The 20,971-nt window shown below is 41.9% G+C and carries 17 protein-coding genes; 9 read left to right on the top strand and 8 right to left on the bottom strand.

The window, feature by feature from the left end:
* The first annotated feature begins 389 nt into the window (after nt 1-389).
* Nucleotides 390-2,006 (top strand): inorganic phosphate transporter, encoded by a 1,617-nt coding sequence (locus G8D99_RS11600; protein ID WP_166326070.1) that lies wholly within the window; start codon nt 390-392, stop codon nt 2,004-2,006.
* 76 nt (nt 2,007-2,082) lie between these two features.
* On the opposite strand, the gene G8D99_RS11595 is transcribed toward G8D99_RS11600, so the two are convergent.
* From G8D99_RS11595 to G8D99_RS11585, 3 genes are all read right to left on the bottom strand, one after another.
* The gene (locus G8D99_RS11595; protein WP_166326067.1) at nt 2,083-3,630 is read right to left on the bottom strand and encodes a hypothetical protein; all 1,548 of its coding nucleotides are present in this window, start codon (nt 3,628-3,630) and stop codon (nt 2,083-2,085) included.
* A gap of 281 nt (nt 3,631-3,911) precedes the next feature.
* A complete protein-coding gene (locus G8D99_RS11590) occupies nt 3,912-4,856 on the bottom strand; it encodes an ABC transporter substrate-binding protein (protein ID WP_227554322.1) in 945 nt (314 codons plus the stop codon).
* 135 nt (nt 4,857-4,991) lie between these two features.
* Complete coding sequence (locus G8D99_RS11585; RefSeq protein WP_166326064.1) at nt 4,992-5,609, bottom strand: rhomboid family intramembrane serine protease; 618 nt, start codon at nt 5,607-5,609, stop codon at nt 4,992-4,994.
* A 159-nt stretch (nt 5,610-5,768) separates the two neighbouring features.
* Here G8D99_RS11585 and nfuA point away from each other — a divergent pair, with 159 nt between their 5' ends.
* From nfuA to G8D99_RS11570, 3 genes are all read left to right on the top strand, one after another.
* Complete coding sequence (gene nfuA / locus G8D99_RS11580) at nt 5,769-6,407, top strand: Fe-S biogenesis protein NfuA (RefSeq protein ID WP_166326061.1); 639 nt, start codon at nt 5,769-5,771, stop codon at nt 6,405-6,407.
* 169 nt (nt 6,408-6,576) lie between these two features.
* Nucleotides 6,577-8,652: a TonB-dependent receptor plug domain-containing protein gene (locus G8D99_RS11575; protein WP_166326058.1), complete on the top strand. Its 2,076-nt coding sequence runs from the start codon at nt 6,577-6,579 to the stop codon at nt 8,650-8,652.
* A gap of 67 nt (nt 8,653-8,719) precedes the next feature.
* The gene (locus G8D99_RS11570; RefSeq protein WP_166326055.1) at nt 8,720-9,997 is read left to right on the top strand and encodes a class I SAM-dependent methyltransferase; all 1,278 of its coding nucleotides are present in this window, start codon (nt 8,720-8,722) and stop codon (nt 9,995-9,997) included.
* A 31-nt stretch (nt 9,998-10,028) separates the two neighbouring features.
* On the opposite strand, the gene G8D99_RS11565 is transcribed toward G8D99_RS11570, so the two are convergent.
* The 3 genes from G8D99_RS11565 to G8D99_RS15815 are packed head-to-tail and all read right to left on the bottom strand — an operon-like array spanning nt 10,029 to nt 12,108.
* Nucleotides 10,029-11,039: a hypothetical protein gene (locus G8D99_RS11565; protein ID WP_166326052.1), complete on the bottom strand. Its 1,011-nt coding sequence runs from the start codon at nt 11,037-11,039 to the stop codon at nt 10,029-10,031.
* 12 nt (nt 11,040-11,051) lie between these two features.
* The gene (locus tag G8D99_RS11560; protein ID WP_227554321.1) at nt 11,052-11,996 is read right to left on the bottom strand and encodes an alpha/beta fold hydrolase; all 945 of its coding nucleotides are present in this window, start codon (nt 11,994-11,996) and stop codon (nt 11,052-11,054) included.
* Nucleotides 11,986-12,108 (bottom strand): hypothetical protein, encoded by a 123-nt coding sequence (locus G8D99_RS15815; protein WP_264820984.1) that lies wholly within the window; start codon nt 12,106-12,108, stop codon nt 11,986-11,988. The genes G8D99_RS11560 and G8D99_RS15815 overlap by 11 nt, the downstream gene beginning before the upstream one ends.
* Nucleotides 12,109-12,386: 278 nt before the next feature.
* Between G8D99_RS15815 and G8D99_RS11555 the strand changes: the two genes are divergently transcribed.
* Nucleotides 12,387-13,001 (top strand): carbonic anhydrase, encoded by a 615-nt coding sequence (locus G8D99_RS11555; protein WP_166326046.1) that lies wholly within the window; start codon nt 12,387-12,389, stop codon nt 12,999-13,001.
* A 41-nt stretch (nt 13,002-13,042) separates the two neighbouring features.
* On the opposite strand, the gene G8D99_RS11550 is transcribed toward G8D99_RS11555, so the two are convergent.
* Complete coding sequence (locus G8D99_RS11550) at nt 13,043-13,621, bottom strand: arylesterase (RefSeq protein WP_227554320.1); 579 nt, start codon at nt 13,619-13,621, stop codon at nt 13,043-13,045.
* A gap of 77 nt (nt 13,622-13,698) precedes the next feature.
* Here G8D99_RS11550 and G8D99_RS11545 point away from each other — a divergent pair, with 77 nt between their 5' ends.
* Nucleotides 13,699-14,445 carry an ABC transporter ATP-binding protein gene (locus G8D99_RS11545; RefSeq protein ID WP_166326040.1) on the top strand — a complete coding sequence of 249 codons (747 nt, stop codon included), beginning with the start codon at nt 13,699-13,701 and terminating at the stop codon, nt 14,443-14,445.
* Complete coding sequence (locus G8D99_RS11540; protein ID WP_166326037.1) at nt 14,442-16,937, top strand: ABC transporter permease; 2,496 nt, start codon at nt 14,442-14,444, stop codon at nt 16,935-16,937. The genes G8D99_RS11545 and G8D99_RS11540 overlap by 4 nt, the downstream gene beginning before the upstream one ends.
* A 271-nt stretch (nt 16,938-17,208) precedes the next feature.
* Here the strand turns inward: G8D99_RS11540 and G8D99_RS11535 are convergent, their stop codons facing one another.
* A complete protein-coding gene (locus G8D99_RS11535; RefSeq protein WP_166326034.1) occupies nt 17,209-18,024 on the bottom strand; it encodes a rhomboid family intramembrane serine protease in 816 nt (271 codons plus the stop codon).
* An 80-nt stretch (nt 18,025-18,104) separates the two neighbouring features.
* Between G8D99_RS11535 and mtgA the strand changes: the two genes are divergently transcribed.
* Together mtgA and ppk1 are read left to right on the top strand one after the other, a co-directional pair.
* Nucleotides 18,105-18,779 (top strand): monofunctional biosynthetic peptidoglycan transglycosylase, encoded by a 675-nt coding sequence (gene mtgA / locus G8D99_RS11530; RefSeq protein WP_166326031.1) that lies wholly within the window; start codon nt 18,105-18,107, stop codon nt 18,777-18,779.
* Between the two features lie 103 nt (nt 18,780-18,882).
* On the top strand, nt 18,883-20,958 hold the full coding sequence (ppk1, locus tag G8D99_RS11525; protein ID WP_166326028.1) for a polyphosphate kinase 1: 2,076 nt from the start codon (nt 18,883-18,885) through the stop codon (nt 20,956-20,958).
* Nucleotides 20,959-20,971: the final 13 nt, after the last annotated feature.

Below are 20,971 nucleotides of genomic sequence, written 5' to 3'. Positions count from 1 at the left end.
AAGCAAATGTGAAAAATGCAAAAAATACAGCCACAGTATTTACAGCAAAGCTGATAAAAAATGAGCTAAAATGTATCAAAATTCAAATGGTCATTGGATTGTCATATTTCATATTCAAGATGTCATAAAGTGCGATTGAGTCACGTTTTTTTGTAATACTTTTCAACTTTTATTACAAAAATTGATCTAAATTTTAACTAAAATTGATATGTGAAAATGGAGTTTAAGCTTATGAAAAATATAAAAATATAAAACATATTAATGACACTGCTGTGCTTTATTAAGGCATAAAGCCAGATTAGTTGCTTTATAACACGGCTTCTTGTCATATAATTGTCACAATTTAATTGAACAATAAGGGGATATTCTCATCCTCTTTCTCTGTCTGCATGAATTCTAATCAAGCTCCTATTTCAGATTCAGCACAAGCGACGACTGAAACATCTTCGAATGTTCACGTACCTACACCGAAATTTTTTATGCCGGTGTTTTTGACGCTTATTATTTCTACACTTATCTATATTGGTTTTCAGGTTTCTGCAGATTTAGCTCACGTTCCCCCTTTAAGTTTATATTCACTCATCTTGCTGGGTACGGCACTGTTCATCGCTTTGGGCTTTGAATTTGTCAATGGTTTCCATGACACAGCCAATGCTGTGGCAACGGTGATCTATACCAATGCATTGTCTGCACCTGTGGCAGTGATGTGGGCAGGCTTTTGTAATTTCTTAGGGGTGATGGTTGCTAGTGGTGCTGTGGCATACGGCATTATTGCATTGCTTCCAGTTGAGTTGATTATGAATGTCGGCTCAGGTGCAGGCTTTGCCATGGTGTTTGCCATGCTCATTTCTGCCATTTTATGGAACTTGGGCACGTGGTTCTTGGGGATTCCAGCATCGAGTTCACACACGCTAATCGGTTCGATTTTGGGTGTGGGCATCATGAACTACCTGATGAATAAAGGTGGTGCAAGTGGTGTCGATATGGAGCAAGTGCTTAAAGTCGGTAAGGCGTTGTTGTTCTCGCCTTTAATCGGCTTTGTGTTTGCGGGTTTGGTGTTTTTGTTGGTGAAGAAAGTGTTCAAGAAACAACTTGAGCTGTTCCGTCCACCTGAAGGCAACAAACCACCACCACCGCTGATTCGTGCCATTTTGATCTTTACCTGTACCGGTGTGAGCTTTGCACATGGTTCAAATGATGGTCAAAAAGGCATGGGATTGATTATGCTGATTCTGATCGGAATCATGCCATTGGCGTATTCTTTAAATAAGAATTTGGACCATGAACATATCCAATCGTTTAAAGCATTGTCGGCGCAAACAGCGACTGCCATGTATGCACAGCATGATGATATTTCAGATGCGCAAGCACGTGATGTGATCACCAAGTACATTCAAACCAAAGAATTGAACCCACAAGTGGTGCCTGCTTTGGCGAGTTTGACCGATCATTTGGGTGAGCGTGTTGGAAATTATCACGACCTTAAAGACATTCCAGAAGCGCAAGTGTCTGAATTCCGTAATGACATGTACTTAAGTACTACTGCATTTAAACGTTTAGAAAAATCTGAAGCATTGCCTGCGATGTCTGAAGCAGGGGAAGCCTCTGTAAAGACTTATCGTAAAAACTTGGATTCATTCCTACAGTACATCCCTACTTGGGTGAAAGTGGCTGTGGCATTGGCACTCGGTCTAGGGACAATGGTGGGTTGGAAGCGTATTGTGGTGACTGTGGGTGAGCGTATTGGTAAAGACCATATGACTTACGGTCAAGGCATGTCAGCTGAACTTGTCGCGATGTCGACCATTGCTGCGGCAGATGGGTTTGGTATGCCGGTATCGACCACTCACGTATTGAACTCTGCGGTTGCAGGGACCATGGTAGCGAATAAATCAGGTCTAAACTTTAAAATGGTGAAAAGCATCCTGTCTGCTTGGATCTTCACTTTACCGGTGACGATCTGTTTATCAGGTGGTTTGTTCTGGTTGTTTATCCAAATTCTGTAAGTGATTTGAAGCAAGATCTTTAAATAAAAAACGCTGCCATGGCAGCGTTTTTTATACTTTAATTTTGTGTAATCACTTATTTTTTAAATAAGCTGAGTACTTTCTTCACAGGCAGTTTTTCTTCAGCAAAACCATAGAGGGCTGCAAAAGGTAAAGCGGTACGGGCCAGATAAGCTACCCGCCATAAACCGCCGTGATTGGCACCTTCCATCATCAGTTCAAGCGGATGATCCATTGTCACTTCAGGGTTGGCAATCGACTTCGGGTTACGTAAATCATGCACCCAAAGTGCCGCCATAATCGCATTGGTGGTCGATGGCTCAAAGGCTTCCACATCAAAAATACCTGCACCGTTAAAGGCCGCTTTGAGTAGAGGATTCTTGACCACCGAATGGGTCGTTGTTGATGGTGCAATATTAATACTCACCTGTTGACCATTGGCACGGGCAAGCGTTGCACGCCATTGTTGTAGACGTTTTGCTAAAGCGTAATTTGGACCTTGTTCGACCACCAAACAGTCTGCAATCCCATACTGCTTACCATTGTCTGATGTAATCACATCATGCAAATTCTTTTGGAAAAACTGGTCTTGGGTGGCCAGAGAAATACCTTTAGAGAGGAGTTGAGCAGACTTAGAACGCTGCTGAAACTTATCTTTTGATGCATTCACTACTTCACTTGGCACGGCATAAACGTCCGTTGGGGTGCACATATACATCAGGCTGGTATTGCTTTTATGTGTGCTGACATATTGCATAATGCTGTCCATCGCCATCGACACACGAACATGCTTTTCACCGTCTAAATAGGCAATCGCAGCCAAATCTAGATCATGCTCATTTTGAACGAGCCAATGCGCAATTTCAGGCGTTTGAGTCAGTAGATTTGCCCCGAGTTTGTCTTTTAAAATTTCAATTGGAGTAGTGTCATCTAAGGCTTCAACACTTGGTGCATAGAGTGTGGCATTACCGTCTTTGACCGTGTTTAAGATTTTCTCCCATACACGCGTATTGGGTAAATCTACCGCCACAATATTGGCTTTCCATTTAGATAACCATGTCAGTGGACCGGCTTCTGAAGCTGCGCCAAACAACACCATAGTCCGGTCAGACAAATCAAACCATTCAGGATGCGCATGTGCCAAACGTAAAGCATCGGCATGGCTAGGTTCAATAATCCCGGCATCTTGCCAAGTTTGAATTTGAGCCAGTAGCGCTTCACCTTTGAGCTGCTGCCCCTTATAAGGAATGTACCATTCTGGATGAGCTGAGCTTTCACCTTTGAGTTTTACTGTATGCAAAACTTGACTAGGTAAATGCATAATATCTTTGAGCGCATACTTTTGACCTTCACGATAAAATTCAAAAGTATGATGGGCTTTGTCTAAACCAGATTGTGCAATGGTCAGTGGATGCGCCTGATTTTGAATGCCATGCTCAACCAAAGCCTTAAAATATTTAGGATACTGCTTACGCCAGTTTTTTTCTGATAGTACCGCTTGAGAGGCTTGATGATCGACCAATGACAAGGCTTCAGAGAGAATCGCTTGTCCTGTTTTAGAACTACTTGGTTTTTGATTTGATGCTTGAATAGGGAAGTGTAAACCATCTAAAGGATTGGACATGCAAAAACTCTCAGCGTGATTGGCTATTAATATACAGATGTATACATTATCTATGCCAAATCAGTTTGGAGGGTGACATTAACTACCATAATTGTATCGATATATTTGAATAAGCCTATGAATCCATCAGCTTGCTAGGCGTAAAAATCAAACCATTTGATGACCGTTAAATTGTCTAAACAGTCGCGATCAGCAGTGTTATCGTTAGTGCATGATTAAAAATGATGGATAAGAAAAGGATGCATAGCGCATCCTTTTTTTAAACATTGAGTGCGATGAATTTAGATCGCAGCAATCAGCTCTTTAAGCATGAAAATGGTATTGTCCAAGCCAGCACCGGTTAAGTACCAAGCATCCGCATTGACATAAATGACCTTTTGATTTTTCACCGCATCGGTTTTAGACAAAATTTCATGTTTTAAAATATTGTCTTTAGACGCATATTTTTGGGTATTGACTGCACCACGGTCTAATACAATCAGATAATCCGGTTGTTGTTGTACGGCAGTTTTAAGCTTTTCAGCCGTTAGATTGGCAGCTTTAATCGCTTCAGCTGAACCCGCTTCTGGGCGTGGGGCATCAGATTTTTCAGCAAGCGGTAGTACAGATTTAAAGCCAGTAAGCTCATAGATAAAGCCAAAACGATCATTTTCAGCTTGTGGCATAAAGTTATCGCTGACGGCAAAGAACATAATTGCAGATTTGCCTTGGGTTTTTGCTTTTAATTTAGCTTGAAGTTTTTTGATTTCATCGAGTTTTTGTTGCGCAATTTTTTCACGATCGAAGGCTTTTGCCAAACTTTGCGTGCGCTGGGTTAAATCAGCCATATAGTGACTGGTATCTGCTGACAACAGAACGGTGGGTGCAATCGGTTGCAAGCTTGCGAGTTTCTTGGCAGAACGACCCCCGACAAAAATTAAATCCGGTTTGAGTTCTTTCAGTTTCGCTAAATCAGGCTCGAACAAAGTGCCCGCTTTGACAAATTGTTCCGCATTGTAGTTGGCCAAGTGACCTTGAAAGGTGGTTTGAGGGACAATTTTGGCAGGCACGTTTAAGGCATTTAACGTGTCTAAAACAGATAAATCATAGACCGCGATATTTTTCGGGGGGTGTTTCAGTTGAATGCTTTCTTTACCAGTATTTAAACTAAAACTTTGGCTGAAAGCTGCGCCACTGAAACCCAGCATGGATAACATCACGCTGAGTAATAATGCCTTTTTGTTCATTTTGGTGCGACTCCATTGATTTTCTTTGTGAAATTTAATGGAGCATAGCTTAACAAATAAACTCTTAAATGAAAATAATTATCAATTGATAATTAATCACATTTAGTCAGTATTGTATTTTAAAGCGCAAAGCAGTTAAAAAGGCAGTTGCGATAACTTACTTAGGAAGTGCTGAAGCACACGCGGTTCTAAAATAATGGTCATGATCACCCCGTATGCTGCACCCCATAGATGTGCACTATGGTTAATATTACTGTTGCCTTTTTTGCCAGACCAGACGCTATAGCCGACATACAGCACCGCAAAAATAATCGCAGGAACGGGAATAAAGAACACAAAAATCAGTTTCCACGGTTCAAATAAAATATAAGCAAACAGCACCGCAGACACTGCACCTGAAGCGCCTAGACTGGCCCAATGCGAATCATTTTTGTGTTTGAGATAGCTCGGCAAAATCGCAACGATTAAGGCACCCAAATAAAACAGCACAAAGCCCAAATCGAATAAATATTGGCGATAAAAACTTTCAATCACACTGCCAAAGAAAAACAGTGTGATCATGTTAAACAACAAATGTGTGCCGTCAGCATGAATAAAGCCATGACTGATAAAGCGGTCGTATTGTGATTTTTGAACCGCAGGGGGCCAAAAAATCAGACGATCCATGACTTTTTGATTGGAAAATGCAATCAGGGAGATGATCACCGTAATAATGATCAGGGTAACAGTATGATTAAAAGGTAAATGTAGCATAAAGAATTCGTTCAATTTTTATCTATTGTTTGATCATAATGCCATTTCAATGCCTATTGCATATTAATTTAATAATAATTCCGACAATTTTAGTTGATTTTTTAATATTACCCCCGATCTTCAGTTAAAATAGACGCTTCAGCTTGAGGAAATATTGTTATGTCGACTGAGAACACCAGCACTGCAGTTGCTGAAGAAATTCCAAATTTACTCATTACACCAACTGCTCAAGAGTATCTTTTTGATTTACTTGCTAAACAAAATACTCCGGGTATTGCTGTGCGTGTTTTTGTGGAAAATGCAGGGACACCACGTGCTGAATGTTGTATGGCGTACAGTGCTCCTGAAGAAGTTGTACCTACAGATTACAAACAAGATTATCCGAATTTTGCCGCATATATCGATGCACCATCGATCCCTTATTTGCTCGATGCCGTAATTGATTACAATAAAGACCGTTTTGGTGGTCAATTGACTTTCCGTGCACCCAATTCAAAAGTGCCACGTGTCGGACCTGATGCGTCTATTGAAGAGCGTATTACCTATGTACTTCAAACCGAGATTAACCCAGGTCTAGAAGGGCATGGCGGTAATTGTGCATTGGTTGAAGTTAAAAATGATGAAGAGCATGGTTTAACTGCTGTGCTTAAATTCGGTGGCGGTTGCCAAGGCTGTTCTTCAATCGATATTACTTTGAAGCAGGGTGTACAAACAACTTTACAACAGCATATTCCAGAGCTTGCACATGTGGTCGATGAAACCGATCACAGTCAATCTGAAGGTGCTTATTTCAAGTAATTTAAGCCTTCGAAATACCAAATAGCCTCCAATATGGAGGCTATTTTTTTGCTTATTAAAATATGTAAATGATAATGATTATTAAAATTGATTGCATTAATATTTTTCATTGTTACAATACGCTACGAAAAATTCTAGATCTCTCCTTAATTTTTTTGGAAGTAACGATATGAAAAACAAATGGATTCAGTCAACTTTGACTATGGCAGTACTCAGTAGTTTAGGTCTCAGTACTCAAGCACAAACAATTGAACAAGAAGAGAGTCAGGTCACTGAACTTGAGACGATTGTTGTTTCAGCGAGTGGAACCGAGGTCAATGTCAAAGATGCGCCTGCTTCCATTAGTGTTATCACAAGTGAAGATATCCAGCGTCAGCCCTTTAACAGTTTGGCTGAAGTGTTGAGTGATTTGCCGGGTGTGACAGGCGGATATTCCAATGCTGGGGCGGGGTCTAAAATTACCTTTCGTGGCATGCCAGACAAATACACGTTGATTTTGGTTGATGGTAAGCGTATCGGCAATCAATCTTTATTGGGACATCGTCCAGATAAAGTCGATCAAGATTTAAATTGGATTTCTCCTGACATGATCGAACGGATCGAAGTGATTCGTGGTTCTATGTCAACACTTTACGGTTCTGAAGCGGTGGGTGGTGTGATCAATATCATCACTAAAAAAGTACCCAACCATTTGACCGGGACAGCCACGGTGAATTACAGCAAACCTGATACCAGTCAACGCGGAGACACCAAAAATTTTGGTGCGACATTGGCTGGGCCTGTATCGGACACCATAGGCTTCCGTTTAGGGATCAATCGTACCGATCGTGCGGCAGATTCTGATCCTGAAGGAGGAACATCAGGTTCAACGGCAGATACCGTGAATGGGCGTTTAACGTGGTCACCCACTGATGCACATACCTTTAATTTAGATGCATCATGGGGCAATGATGAATCGGAAACACTTGAAGGTGCAGGGGAACAATTCGGCTATGAGATGGAACGTTATGGGGTCGGGATTGGGCATGAAGGACGCTTTAAAAATGGGTTAAAAACCAATATTGATCTTTACCATAACCAGATTCAAAACAATGACGACAGTTTTATCAATGATGACAAGGTGGAAACCAAAGCACAGGAAACCGTGTTGGATTTGAAAGCGTCTCAAGAGCGTCAGGTGTGGGGCAGACGTAATGATCTGACGGTGGGTGCACAATATAAATACGAACAAGTCTCCAATGCGTCTAATATTGGTAATTTAGATAGCGATGTTGAAGACAATAAATTAACGAACAATGATTTAGAACCAGATACCTACTCATGGTCTGTGTTTGCTGAAGACCAAATTTACCTCAAAGACAATCTGATTTTAACCTTAGGTGGCCGTTTAGATAACTATGAAGACTTTGATCTAAACTTCTCGCCTCGGGGTTATTTGGTCTACCATCCTGCAGATGAATGGACCTTAAAAGGCGGTGTCTCTCGTAGCTTCCGTGCGCCAAATCTACGTGAACGTAGTGGCACATCGAGTACAGGTTCTATGGGAATGGGGTGTAACTCGCTTATTGTTGTTGGTTACCCAGGTGGCGGCTGTCAAATGTTGGGTAATCCTGACTTAAAACCTGAAACCTCAACCAACTATGAACTTAGTTTTGGCTATGAGCAGGATGGCTCTGGACTCGATGTGACCTACTTCCTGAGTGACATCAATGACCTCATGCAGAACAGTTACTTGGGTCAGAATCCCATTACCAATGTCTGGTACACCACGCAAAGGAATGTCGATAAAGCACGTACCAGTGGCATCGAGGTGAATTATAAAGCCAAGCTGACAGATACGGTTCGTATGACGGGTAATACCACGTATATGTTGGAGTCAAAGAATAAGGTCACAGGTGCAACACTCTTAGAAACCCCTGAAATTACCTCTAATCTGTCTTTATTTTGGGAACCAACAGATAAGCTGAGCTTATTTGCTAAGGCGCAATATTTGGGTAAACAAAGTGTTGAAATTGGTGATGTAGATTATGCGTTAAGTAATGGTAACGTGACCACAACACCGAAAGAACCCACTTTTGCCAAAGCATATATGACCGCAGATCTTGGGGCGACGTATAACGTGAATAAATACTTAACGCTACGTGCAGGGGTTCAAAATATCGCAGGTGTTAAAGTTGATACGGGCAGTGATTATGGCACCAGCAATCCTGCCGTTTACTATGGTGGATTTACAACACGTTTTTAATTCGCTCAACCATCAGCCCAAATATTAGGCTGATGGTTTATGAGTAATAATAGATGCAGGGGGAAGAATGAATCAATTGAAGGATGGCTATGTTGTTGATGTGCCATATCCAACTTTTGTGCATAAACAAGCGATGCCACTTTGGATGACTGTCATTGTTCAACAGCAAGGATTTCATGCTCCGAATATTGATCGACCCTTTCGCTATTTAGAGTTAGGTTGTGCCATGGGAATTCATTTGCACCTAACCGCGGCGGCGCATCCAAACGGACATTTCGTTGGTGTGGATTTTAATCCTCAGCAACTTTTGGTGGCTCAAGAAGGGATAGAGAGAACAGACATCTCGAATATTGAATTCATACAGGCAAGTTTTGATGAGATTTTGGATCTCGATTTAGAAAGTTTTGACTTTATTGTGACGCATGGGGTTTGGTCTTGGATTAACGATCAATACCAGCAAAGTATTACAGATATAGTAGATCAACTGCTTAAGCCAGGTGGAATTTTTTATTGCAGTTACATGAGTCATCCCGGGGCGACACATTTCAGTTCTATTCAAAAATTAATGGTAGAAATGGCCCGTAATTTACAAGGCGATTCTAATACTAAAGCTGTTCAAACATTACATTTTGCAAGGCAACTCGCTCAACACGATGTGGGCTTATTTCAAAAAGTGCCCAGTTTAAAACAAGATTTATCTGCACTTGCTCAAGATAAACCCAGCTATATAGCCCATGATTTTTTGTCGCAACATTGGCAACCACAACATTCGGCCGATATGATTCGTCGATTCGGCTCAATTCAAATGGCTTATACAGCAGGTGCCGGGATCATTGAAAATATGGACAGTCTCTCTTTGCCACCGGCATTAAAAAAAGTCATTGATCAATTGCCACTGGTGACTTTACAAGAAACGGCGAAAGACATTGCACGTTATACCTTACAAAGACAAGATTTATATATTAAAAATAGAACCAAGCCTGAGCCAGACACAGGGTTTCAAAACGTACAATTTAGGCTGATGCCCAAGGCACCTGTAGGGCAGTCTTTAGCTCATGACCCTAAAATCGGTATGATCAATGATGTGATTGAGATTTGCGAGAAAATTCTCAGCGCATTGGCAGATACACCTTTGAGTGTTAAAGCCTTATTTAATCATTTAAAGCTGCACATTACGCTATCTCAATTCGGGGAAATTATGATGCTGTTAATGTGGGCAGGGTATATACATCCTACGACAACCCAAATAGATCACATCGTGGTGAGCAAGATGAATCAGTGGATGCAGGAACAACAGCTTAATTGGCGAGTCTTCGCAGAATGTGCCACTGTGATTGAACCATAAAAAAAAGCCGCATCAAGCGGCTTTTTCATTTTTAAGCTTGGTTTAAGTTCAAAATACTCAACGTCTTCTCTGAGTAATAAAATTTCTCTAAATAAACTCGAGCACGTTGTCTCAAATGCTCAGATGAAATCATCTGTTGAATCACAGGCAGTAATAAATTCTGTAATTCATTTTGAATCAAACGTTCATCAATATTGATGTCGTTTAAAATGGAATCAAAATGACGTTCAGCGTTGCGAATATACCAAGCATACACCCCATCATGGAGTTGTTGTTTGAGATAGTCGGTTTGACGAATATGATCCCAAATCTCATGTCCCATACCCACGGTTTTTGGCAGGTCAGACACTTCAATATATTTGCGCAAACTTGAAAGAGGCACTTGCTTAATTTTGTGCCACAGGTTGGCTTGAAAATGATAAAGCTTGTTGTCATCAAACTGATGATTAATGACTTGTTCACTGAGTTGACTAATTTTAATAATATTTTTTTGTAGGTAATGCTTAACGGTGTCATCTAAATTGGAGTCGGTGACGCTTTCCAGCACCGATTTACCCATTTTCATAAAACGTCCCACGCCGGGAACTCGTTTATTCATCACTGAGTTATCGATATAGTCTTGAATCGAGTGATGAATCAATTGCGTTAGCGTGGTTGAGAACGCAGGATTATTCACAATACGATGGATCAGTGCCTGACGATGCCCACTTTTACTTGCCACATATTGCGCAATCTTATCAATGGTCGCCACCGGAATGATATCTTCAATTTTGGTTGTGTCATTCACCGAATGCGCCAAAGCCAAACGAATATGATCGGCGATTTGCTCAAGCAAAAATTCGCTCGCAGGCGTGGCTAAAATTTGTTTTTGAAGCAAATCATTGACTTGGGGAAAGCTCCAAAGCTTTTCGAGCGGTTGCTTGCGAAACCAATGATAGAAACTTAAAAATTCGTTCTGCACAGTGTCAGGCTGAGCAAATTCTTGGTCTAAAAATGCCAGTTGCGCTTCAATCAGTTGCTCAATAAGGGGATGTTGGCTCATGAAAAATCATCTCTAAAGTCCATTGGGTTTGGACGTCATATTTTGCTGTAATTGTACTGTATTTAAGAACGCTAAATAGCTTTGGGCTACTTTTTCTGGCGCTTCTAAAATCGGTACATGCCCGACATTGTTTAAAATAATGGGGTCTTGCGCCCGTTTGATATTGGATTTTAGTTCTTGTGCCACTTCGACATTGACAATTTGATCCTGCTTACCCCATAAAATCAGGGTCGGTGCTTCAATATTTTTGAGCATTGCAGCATAGCTATTTATATTAAATTCTTTGTTCAGCTCAGTCAGTTGGGTAATCAGTTGTGAAGTTTCTAAAGATTTCTCAATCAATAGCTGTTCCTGTTGTTTTTTGATAATGGAGGGAACGAAAGGGGGACGATACATGACTTTTTTTAAGACAAAATCGAGATCGCCAGGTTTGGTCACCAAGAGCTGTTTAAGGTAAATCGGATTGTTCAAATACGAGGTTTGATTGTTTTTAAATAATCCACCGCTGCTAATCAAAAACACACTTTGGGTGTCAAAGTTGTATTTAGACGCATACATCAGCGCTACAGAACCGCCCACTGAATGTCCTGCAATATTTAAGTTGTTCTGAATATTTAAAGTTTCGATAAAACGGCGCAGTTGTTCATTTAAGTGATTTAAACTGAGATCGAAATTTTTTGAAACTTGGGTAGAACCACTGCCCGGTAAATCTGGAATAATCACATGGTAATGTTGAGTCAGTTCACGAGCGACATCATTCCACGTGTCTTTATTTCCCCCAATGCCATGAATCAACACAATGGTCGGTTTATTTTTAGCTCCGCCTTCGCTATAGCTCCAAACGATGTCGCCAATACGCACAGAGTTGGTGTGTAAACCAGCCCAAGCGCGTTCTTCGAGCTGAACTTTTTGGTAATTCACATATTCAGTAGGTGTTGCAGCATGACTAAAATGCAAGCAACTCAGGCTTGTTAATATCAAAGCCCATGGCAGGGAAGTAAAAGAACGCAGCGATTTGATCAACGGCATGCAAGTTGTTCCAATTCAATTGTTTTTGTTTGAATAGCATGCAGTATTGTTGAATTTTATCTGTATAACATTTGCTGAGATTGGGTAGTTTTTGAAGTTTCTGCCAATCGCATGAAACCGATTAAACACATCTCTATGTAGATGGCGCTGAAAATAAAAGCCAAACCGTTGATGAATTAAACAAGACAGCCTGTACAGTTGAGATCAATCTATTACGGATCAATTCATAAAATATGTGTTGCGCGATCAGTTTAGTCAGTGACTTTAAAAATTCTCGGTATTAGAATCATTTCAGTTAATCGGCCCAAGGAATTGAACATGCTTACTGCAGAAGAAGCTTTAGAACGTTTAAAAACAGGAAATTTACGTTTTGTACAGGGTCAAACCAATCACCAGCGACAATTGACTCACCAAGAACGTGCTGAGATGGCACAGACCCAAGAGCCTTTTGCGATTGTGTTGGGTTGCTCAGACTCACGTGTCCCTGCGGAAATGGTGTTTGACCAAGGCTTAGGCGATCTGTTCGTCATCCGTGTGGCGGGGAATATTGTGGCACCCTCACAAGTCGGAAGTGTTGAATTTGCAGCAGAAAGCTTTCATTGTCCTTTAGTGATTGTACTTGGTCATACCCACTGTGGCGCGATTGAATCGACCATCGAAGCGTTGGCCAATCCAGATCAACCCCCATCGGTGAATTTGATGTCGATTGTGAATCGAGTCCGTCCATCGGTTGAAATTTTAATGCAAACAGAGTTAAAGCATGATTTGAAAAAACTCTGTGGTCATGCAGTGCGTTCCAATGTGTTTGCTTCAGTAAACCAACTGCGTCACGGTTCTGCGGTATTAGAAAGTTTAATTGCCAAAGGTCAACTTAAAATTGTCGGTGCTGAATATTCACTTGAAACCGGTGAAGTGACATTCCTCGATTTCTAATCGGTTTGGTTATTGTTGATCGAATATCTCAAAAAAGGCGCTCATAGAGCGCCTTTTATATAGGGGTAAGCATTGTTGAGTAATTGCTTTTGCGCCGTGGCATTTGGATGAATCAAATCTTTTTGCATCAGATTTTTATTGCCTGCAATGCCCTGCATAAAGAACGGCAACAGCTTAATTTTATGCTGTTGGCTGAGCACTTTATAATTGTTTTCAAAAGCGCTGCTATAGGCCGTGCCATAATTGGGTGGAATTTTCGTCCCCAATAAAATCACCGTCGCTTCTGATTGTTTGCTCAACTGAATCAATTGATTGAGATTGTTGTGGATCATTTTTGGCGGTTGTCCACGGAGGGCATCATTGCCGCCCAATTCAATCACCACGATATTCGGTCGGTGGGTCTGTAACAGTTTCGGTAAACGCGCCAAAGCACCACTGCTGGTTTCACCGCTAACACTGGCATTAATCACGCTATGCTGCTTTGGAAAATCTTGATTGAGTTTGCGTTGCAGTAAGGCGACCCAACCTTGTTCAGGGTTAATGCCATATCCAGCACTTAGACTATCGCCCAAAATCAGGATAGTTTTTGCAAAACCAGTGGCAGGCCATAGCCACATCATGCTACATATAAAAGCACAAAAAATAATCTTTATTTTTCTAAAACTTAATCTTTTTATGGTTTTCATAGAGGCGTTCTATGGTTCAGTCTGATTCTCGTTCATCCATCATGCCACAAGCGATCATTTCTGCACAGCAACTGTCACAGCGGATTGCATTAAAGCAAAAAAGTCTCAGCATATTTGAAGATTTAGATCTGGAGATTTTTGCCGGTGAGCAGGTGGCAATAACCGGACGTTCAGGATCAGGCAAATCCACTTTATTGGGTATTTTGGCGACTTTAGATCAGGCTTCATCAGGCAAACTCTTTGTACATGGCGAAGCAGTGCATGAGCTGAATGAAGAGCAACGGGCATTGATTCGTCTGAAATATATTGGTTTTGTCTTTCAATCCTTTCAGCTTTTACCCGCACTCAGCGCACTTGAAAATGTGATGTTGCCCTTACGTTTAGATCCAAAATTTAACTATGCCAAGGCGGAAGAAAAAGCCAAAGCATTGCTTAAAAAAGTCGGGTTAGAGCGTCAAATTCATCAAACCCCAAAAGTGCTGTCGGGGGGCGAGCAACAACGGGTGGCCATTGCACGCGCGTTGGTCAGTGACCCCAAAATTATATTTGCCGATGAGCCGACAGGCAATTTAGATGGTGATACCGCGACTGAAATTGAGCAATTGCTGTTTGCATTGAATCGTGAATTGGGCACCACCTTGGTTCTGGTGACCCACGATCCAGCTTTGGCAAAGCAATGTCAGCGACATTTTGAATTAAAAGAGGGGCAACTGATTGAACATGCAGCCCTAAACCTCAAACATGAGCAAAATGTATGATGGGCTTAGTTCAACCTTTATTGCGACAAAGTTTTGCCAGTTCAGGGGTGTATCTGCTGATCATCGCATTAAGTTTAGCGATCAGCGCCACCACGGCTTTAAAGTTTAGCAATGCGCAAATACAGCAAGCAGTATTTTTACAAGCCGCCAAAATGCAAGCAGCAGATCTGGTATTGACCGACAATGTGCCAATTTCAGCGCAATGGAAAGACTTAGCCAAAACAGAGCAGCTAAAACAATCTGAAGTGACTGTGTTTAGCTCTATGGCACATACCCAAGATAATTTTGTCATGGTCAATGTCAAAGCCATCGATGCAGATTTTCCACTGCGGGGTGAGTTGAAGGTACAGCCTACCCAAGCGTCAATTAGTTCAGGTCAAGTGTGGCTGAGTCAACGTTCTATGGATCTGCTTCAAGTCAAAATCGGAGATACCTTAAATATTGCTGATGCAGGCTTTAAAGTCAGCGCTGTGATTGAAAAGGATAACAATCAGGAACTCGGATTTTCAGCATTTTCTCCTACCGTGATTATTTCACAGCAGGACATTGAACGTACCCATGCGATTCAAACCGGTAGCCGTATTGACTATCGCTTATTGCTGGCCGGTGAGCCAAATCAACTGAAAAAATTTGAGCAACAGTTTAAAGCGCATACGCCACAAGGAGAGGGTCAACATCAGCATTTGCAGCGTGAAACAACGGACGATGATGCCGCAAGTTCCAGCAGTTTAAAACTGCGTAAAGCGGATGATGGCAATACCCGCTTAATGAAACCGATTCAAAACCTTGATACCTTCTTACAACTGGCCAATATTCTGACCATTTTACTGTGTGGTATTGCCATTGCTTTGAGTAGTCAACGTTATGTACAGCAGAACCAAGATCACATTGCGCTTATGCGCTGTATGGGGGCGGGTAAAGCTCAGATTTTAAAAGCCTATTTACTGCTTTTATTGATCATTATCGGCATTGCTATGCTGCTAGGCAGTGGGGTTGGATTGGCATTGGGCTATGGGTTGTTACAATTGATGTTGCAATTGATTCCCCATTTAGAGTTGCAGTTTAGCCTATGGGAAATGCTGTGGGGACCTTTGCCAGTTGCGATTTTCACCAGTGCCATAGTGCTGTTGGGCTTTGTATTACCGAGTCTTTCGCAACTCCTCAATACTCCGCCGATCAGAGTGATTCGTCAGCAAGAAAAATCAGTGCGATCACTGTGGGTAATGTTTGTGACAGGCACACTCAGTTTGGTGGTGTTTAGCTTGGTGTTGACTTCAAATATCATGCTGAGTGCACTGGTGATGGGGGCAATGCTCTTGCTCAGCGCAGTCCTTTTTGTGATGGTTTGGATCTTGCTCAAAAGCATAAAAGCTTTAAAAAATCGCTGGTCGAGTTATGTTCGAACACCGTCACAGACGGCACTGCAAATTACCGCTTTGGCGTTGGGACTCAGTTTAATGACAGTGTTGGTCGTGTTACGTTCGGATTTATTAGAACGCTGGCAACAACAACTGCCTGCCGGTACACCCAATCAATTTGTGTATGGTCTACCGCCGTTTGAAGTGGATCAGTTTAAGCAACAACTTCAAGCCAAAGGTTGGAACAGCACACCGCTGTATCCCAATGTGAAAGGGCGGTTGATTGCACACAATGGCACGCCCTTTGATCCGGCTTTGGTCAAAACGAACAATGCCTTAAAACGTGAGTTGAACCTGACCCAAGCCAATCAATACCCTAAAGACAATCTGATTGTTTCTGGGCGTGCGAATTTGACGCAAGCAGGTGAAGTTTCGGTTGAAGCCAAATTGGCTAAAGGCTTGGGCATACAATTGGGTGATCAATTGACCTTTAGCTTACCTGAGGGTGAACTACAGGCCAAAGTGGTCAACTTAAGACAGGTCGAATGGGAGAGCTTTAGTCCAAACTTTTTCTTTATTTTTGCACCCCAAAGCATGGATGAAAATGCCGGCAGTTATTTGGGCAGTTTCTATGTGCCACCTGAGCAAAAATCGCAGTTGGTGGCCTTGATTCAACAGTTTTCCAATACCGTGTTTATTGATGTTTCACTGATGTTGCAAGAGGTGAAAAATCTGGTCAATGTCTTGGTGCAAATCATTACCGTATTGGCGCTGTTAGTCAGCTTGTCTGGCTTTTTGGTGTTAATGGCGTGTATCAATCTCTTGATGGATGAACGCAAAAAAGAAGTGGCTTTATTGCGTTCTTTTGGCAGTTCTAAAGCACGCTTAAAAAATATGATGAGTTTGGAAATTGGCTTGATTGGGTTGATTGCAGGCATTGTATCGTGTCTATTTGCTGAGGTGATGAGTGCCATTGTCAGTCAAAAAATGAATTTAGAACCCCAATTGCACTTTGAAATTTGGTTGATTCTTCCGCTGCTGATGTTAGTGCTTTGTGCCTTAATTGGACGCTATAGACTGAGTTATCTGTCAGATATTGCGCCACTGCAAAGCTTGAGAGAATTAAACCAATAACCTTTTCAGTCAGTGGTATGGCAGGCTTTAATGATGGGGAAATCGAAACCTAGATCTACGCATAAGCAAAAGATTTTTCGATTGAGGCAGGGGAGGAGTCGCGCTTATTTAAAGTCAAATCCTTTAAGCGCTGATCCTAAATACGCATAAATGCTAGATCTAAGCCGGTCCACTTTGCAGTTTAGCTATGGATTTGCTTAATCATCTAAGCCCTTGAATGTCAGGCATCAACAAAGCCGATGGGGCTAAGTGGATCAATGGGCAATTGCGTTTAGCGCTGATTTTCCCCAACCCACTGCGCCAATTCTTTCCACAGCGGTTCGATCTCTGCCACCAAATGCAGATTGTAAAGATAGAATCCATAACACAGCGCAGTGCCGATCATCAGCCCCATGATTAAACCGATTGACGCCTTGCTGGTCTTTTGTGATGCATACCAAATCACCACTAAAATCGCTCCCATCAGCATGCCACCAATATGCGCAGCATTATTAATCCCACTGATGGTAAAGCCCATAACCAAGTTAATACCCATCACCATCAACAAGGTTTTTTTATCTAAAATAAAACGTTGCTGCGGCAAAGCAGGAAACAGCGACAACACGGTTAATGCCGCACCCAAGCCCATCACAGCGCCTGATGCGCCTGCACCCACGCTCGGATAGAGACTCGCTTCAGGTTGACCGAGTTGAATCAGTTCATAAGTATCTTGAATGCTGATATAGCCACTCAATAGACTCCCCATCAAACCTGCAAGCAAATATAAGCCGATAAAATATAGGCGACCAAACAACTGTTCGGCGATATGCCCGAACAAATATAGTGCCCACATATTCAGCATCAAATGCACCAAGCCAAAATGGAAAAACATACTGCTAAACAGCCGAAACGGTTCAGACAAATAGCTCAGTGGTGCATAATCAGCGCCCCAACCAATGGCATCTAGCGTACTGGGCTGGCTAATGTCCATGCCTTGCATCACCTGCCATGCAAATAAACCGACATTGATCGCAATCAGACAGGCAGTGATCCACCACAAGTGAATTTCTAATTTATTTTTTGCTGAAGGTGTGAAATGATCAGACATGCTCTTTTTGTACTGTAATTGAGTCACTTAATTCTAAGCTTAGCATGAAAAATATGATATTCCGGAGATAAAAAACTGACATGAAAGCTTTTATTGTTCGCACACTGTTGGTGGTTGTCAGTTTGGTGCTTTTGGTTCAGCTTTGGATTTTTTCAAGTTTGGTGTGGTGGCGTACGCATCCGGTCGATACCACCATGATGATGCGTTTGGATTATTGGTCAGATTCACAGCCGATCAAACATCAATGGCGTGATTATGATGACATCAGTAATTATTTTAAACATGCGATTGTGGCGGCTGAAGATGGTAAATTTTTACAGCATAAAGGCTTTGATTGGGAAGGCATGCAACATGCTTTAGAGCGCAATAAAGACAAAGGTAAAGTGGTTGCGGGCGGTTCGACCATTTCTCAGCAATTGGCTAAAAACTTATTCTTATTTAATAAACGCTCTTTTGTGCGTAAAGGACAAGAAGCGGTTGCGACGTGGATGATGGAACGGGTGTGGTCAAAGCAGCGTATTCTTGAAGTCTATTTAAACTCGGTCGAATTTGGTGAAAATATTTATGGGGTGGAAGCGGCGAGTCAACACTATTTTGGACACAGTGCAAAAAATATGTCACGTGAACAAGCGGCTTTCTTGGCTGCGATCTTGCCCAATCCTAAGTATTATCAAGAGCATCGCAAAGATCGAAAACTACAGTACCGCAAACGTCTGATCTTAAAATATATGCGTTATAGCCAAATCCCTCAATAAGATCAAAAAAGTCTAAAAAAGCCCAAATTTTTTGGGCTTTTTTTATCAAATTGTCATCATTTTGAAGCATACTAAGCCTAGATCATTTGTATGCAGGTTGGTTATGAATACCGCAGTTTCTACTCTCCCGACAGAATATTCGTATAACGAACGCTATATTAATCGTGAACTTTCGATTCTTGATTTTCACTTGCGTGTCTTAGAACAAGCGGTTGATCCACTGCATCCCTTGTTAGAGCGCTTAAATTTCCTCCTGATCTTCTCACGTAATATGGACGAGTTCTTTGAAATTCGAGTTGCAGGGGTGATGGAGCAGTTGGAACTCGGCAATGAAAGCCGAAGTCCTGATGGTTTAACGCCAAAACAAGTCTTAGAAACGATTTCCCAAACCGCACACGCGGCGATTGAGCGTCAATATCGTATTTTAAATGATGAAATTTTCCCTAAACTGCGTGAAGAAGACATTTGCTTCTTACGTCGTGGTGAATTGACGCCTGCACAGTCGCAGTGGGTGAAAAAATATTTCCAAGAACAAGTCGCACCCGTATTGACCCCAATCAGCCTAGACCCAGCACATCCATTCCCACGCTTGGTCAATAAGAGCCTGAACTTTATTATTACACTAGAAGGTAAAGATGCTTTTGGTCGTCAAATTGATTTAGCGGTTGTGCCTGCGCCCCGTTCATTGCCTCGCGTGGTGCGTTTGCCAGATGAATTGACGGATGGTAAAGAACACCATGTGATGCTGTCTGCCATCATTCATGAGCACGTTTCTGATTTATTCCCGGGCATGACCGCAACCGGTTGTTATCAATTCCGCGTGACCCGAAATGCCGATCTAGCTTTAAATGAAGACGTTGAAGATTTGGCCAAGGCTTTAAAAGGCGAATTGAATTCACGTCGTTTTGGTCGAGCAGTACGTTTGGAAGTCACTGAAAATTGTCCGAAACCTATTTATACCTATTTGCTGAATGAATTTGATTTGGATGTCGATCAATTGTATCGCGTCAATGGTCCGGTCAATTTGGCGCGTTTATTGTCGAACTTTAAACGTCCACATTTGCGTTATGACTCACATACGCCAGTGATTCCAAAAGTCTTGAAAAAGTCGGAAAACATTTTTTCAGCCATGAAAAAGCAAGACATTTTGCTGCATCATCCCTTTGAATCGTTTGCACCGGTCATTAATTTATTGCGTGAAGCTGCACGTGACCCACAAGTATTGGCAATCAAACAAACGCTATATCGGAGTGGACCGGATTCTGAAATTGTACAGGTGCTTGCTGAAGCGGCACGCAATGGTAAAGAAGTCACCGCAGTGATTGAACTGCGTGCCCGTTTCGATGAAGAATCGAATATTGCAGTGGCCAATGTGTTACAAGAAGCGGGTGCTGTGGTGGTGTATGGCATTGTGGGCTATAAAACCCATGCCAAAATGATCTTGGTGGTACGCCGTGAAAACAATAAGTTGGTGCGCTATGTACATTTGGGTACAGGTAACTACCATGCGACCAATGCGCGGATTTATACCGACTATGGCTTGATGACCACTGACAAAGAACTCTGTGAAGATGTACATCGGATCTTCCAAGAGTTGACCGGTATGGGCAAGATGGCGAAGCTAAAAAAATTATTGCATGCGCCATTTACCTTGCACAATCAACTGATCAGTTTTATTGATGATGAAATTGAGCATGCCAAAGCCGGAAAACCGGCGCAAATCATTGTTAAAGTCAATGCACTGACCGAAGTGCAATTGATCAATAAGTTGTATGAAGCCTCACAAGCAGGTGTGCAAATTGATTTGATCATTCGTTCGATTTGTTGCTTGCGTCCGGGTTTGCCAAATTTATCTGAAAATATTCGGGTGCGTTCGATTGTGGGACGTTTCTTGGAGCATACCCGTGTCTATTACTTCAGTAATGCTGGGGATTCAAGACTGTATTGTTCAAGTGCCGATTGGATGGATCGTAATTTATTTAATCGTGTTGAAGTTTGCTTCCCTGTGGGCGATGCAACTTTGAAAAAACACATCTATCAACAAGGCCTGATCAATTACTTAAAAGACAATCAGCGTGCATGGACGTTGAACGGTGATGGTACGTGGGATCGCGTTAAACTCAAAGAGGGTGAAGAGCCGCATAACGCACAACAAATCTTAATCGATTCTTTTAAATAACTAAGCTTTAAAT

Source organism: Acinetobacter lanii (assembly GCF_011578285.1).
In the GTDB taxonomy this organism is placed as follows: Bacteria; Pseudomonadota; Gammaproteobacteria; order Pseudomonadales; family Moraxellaceae; genus Acinetobacter; species Acinetobacter lanii.
This window is presented reverse-complemented; position numbering and strand designations above follow the sequence as displayed.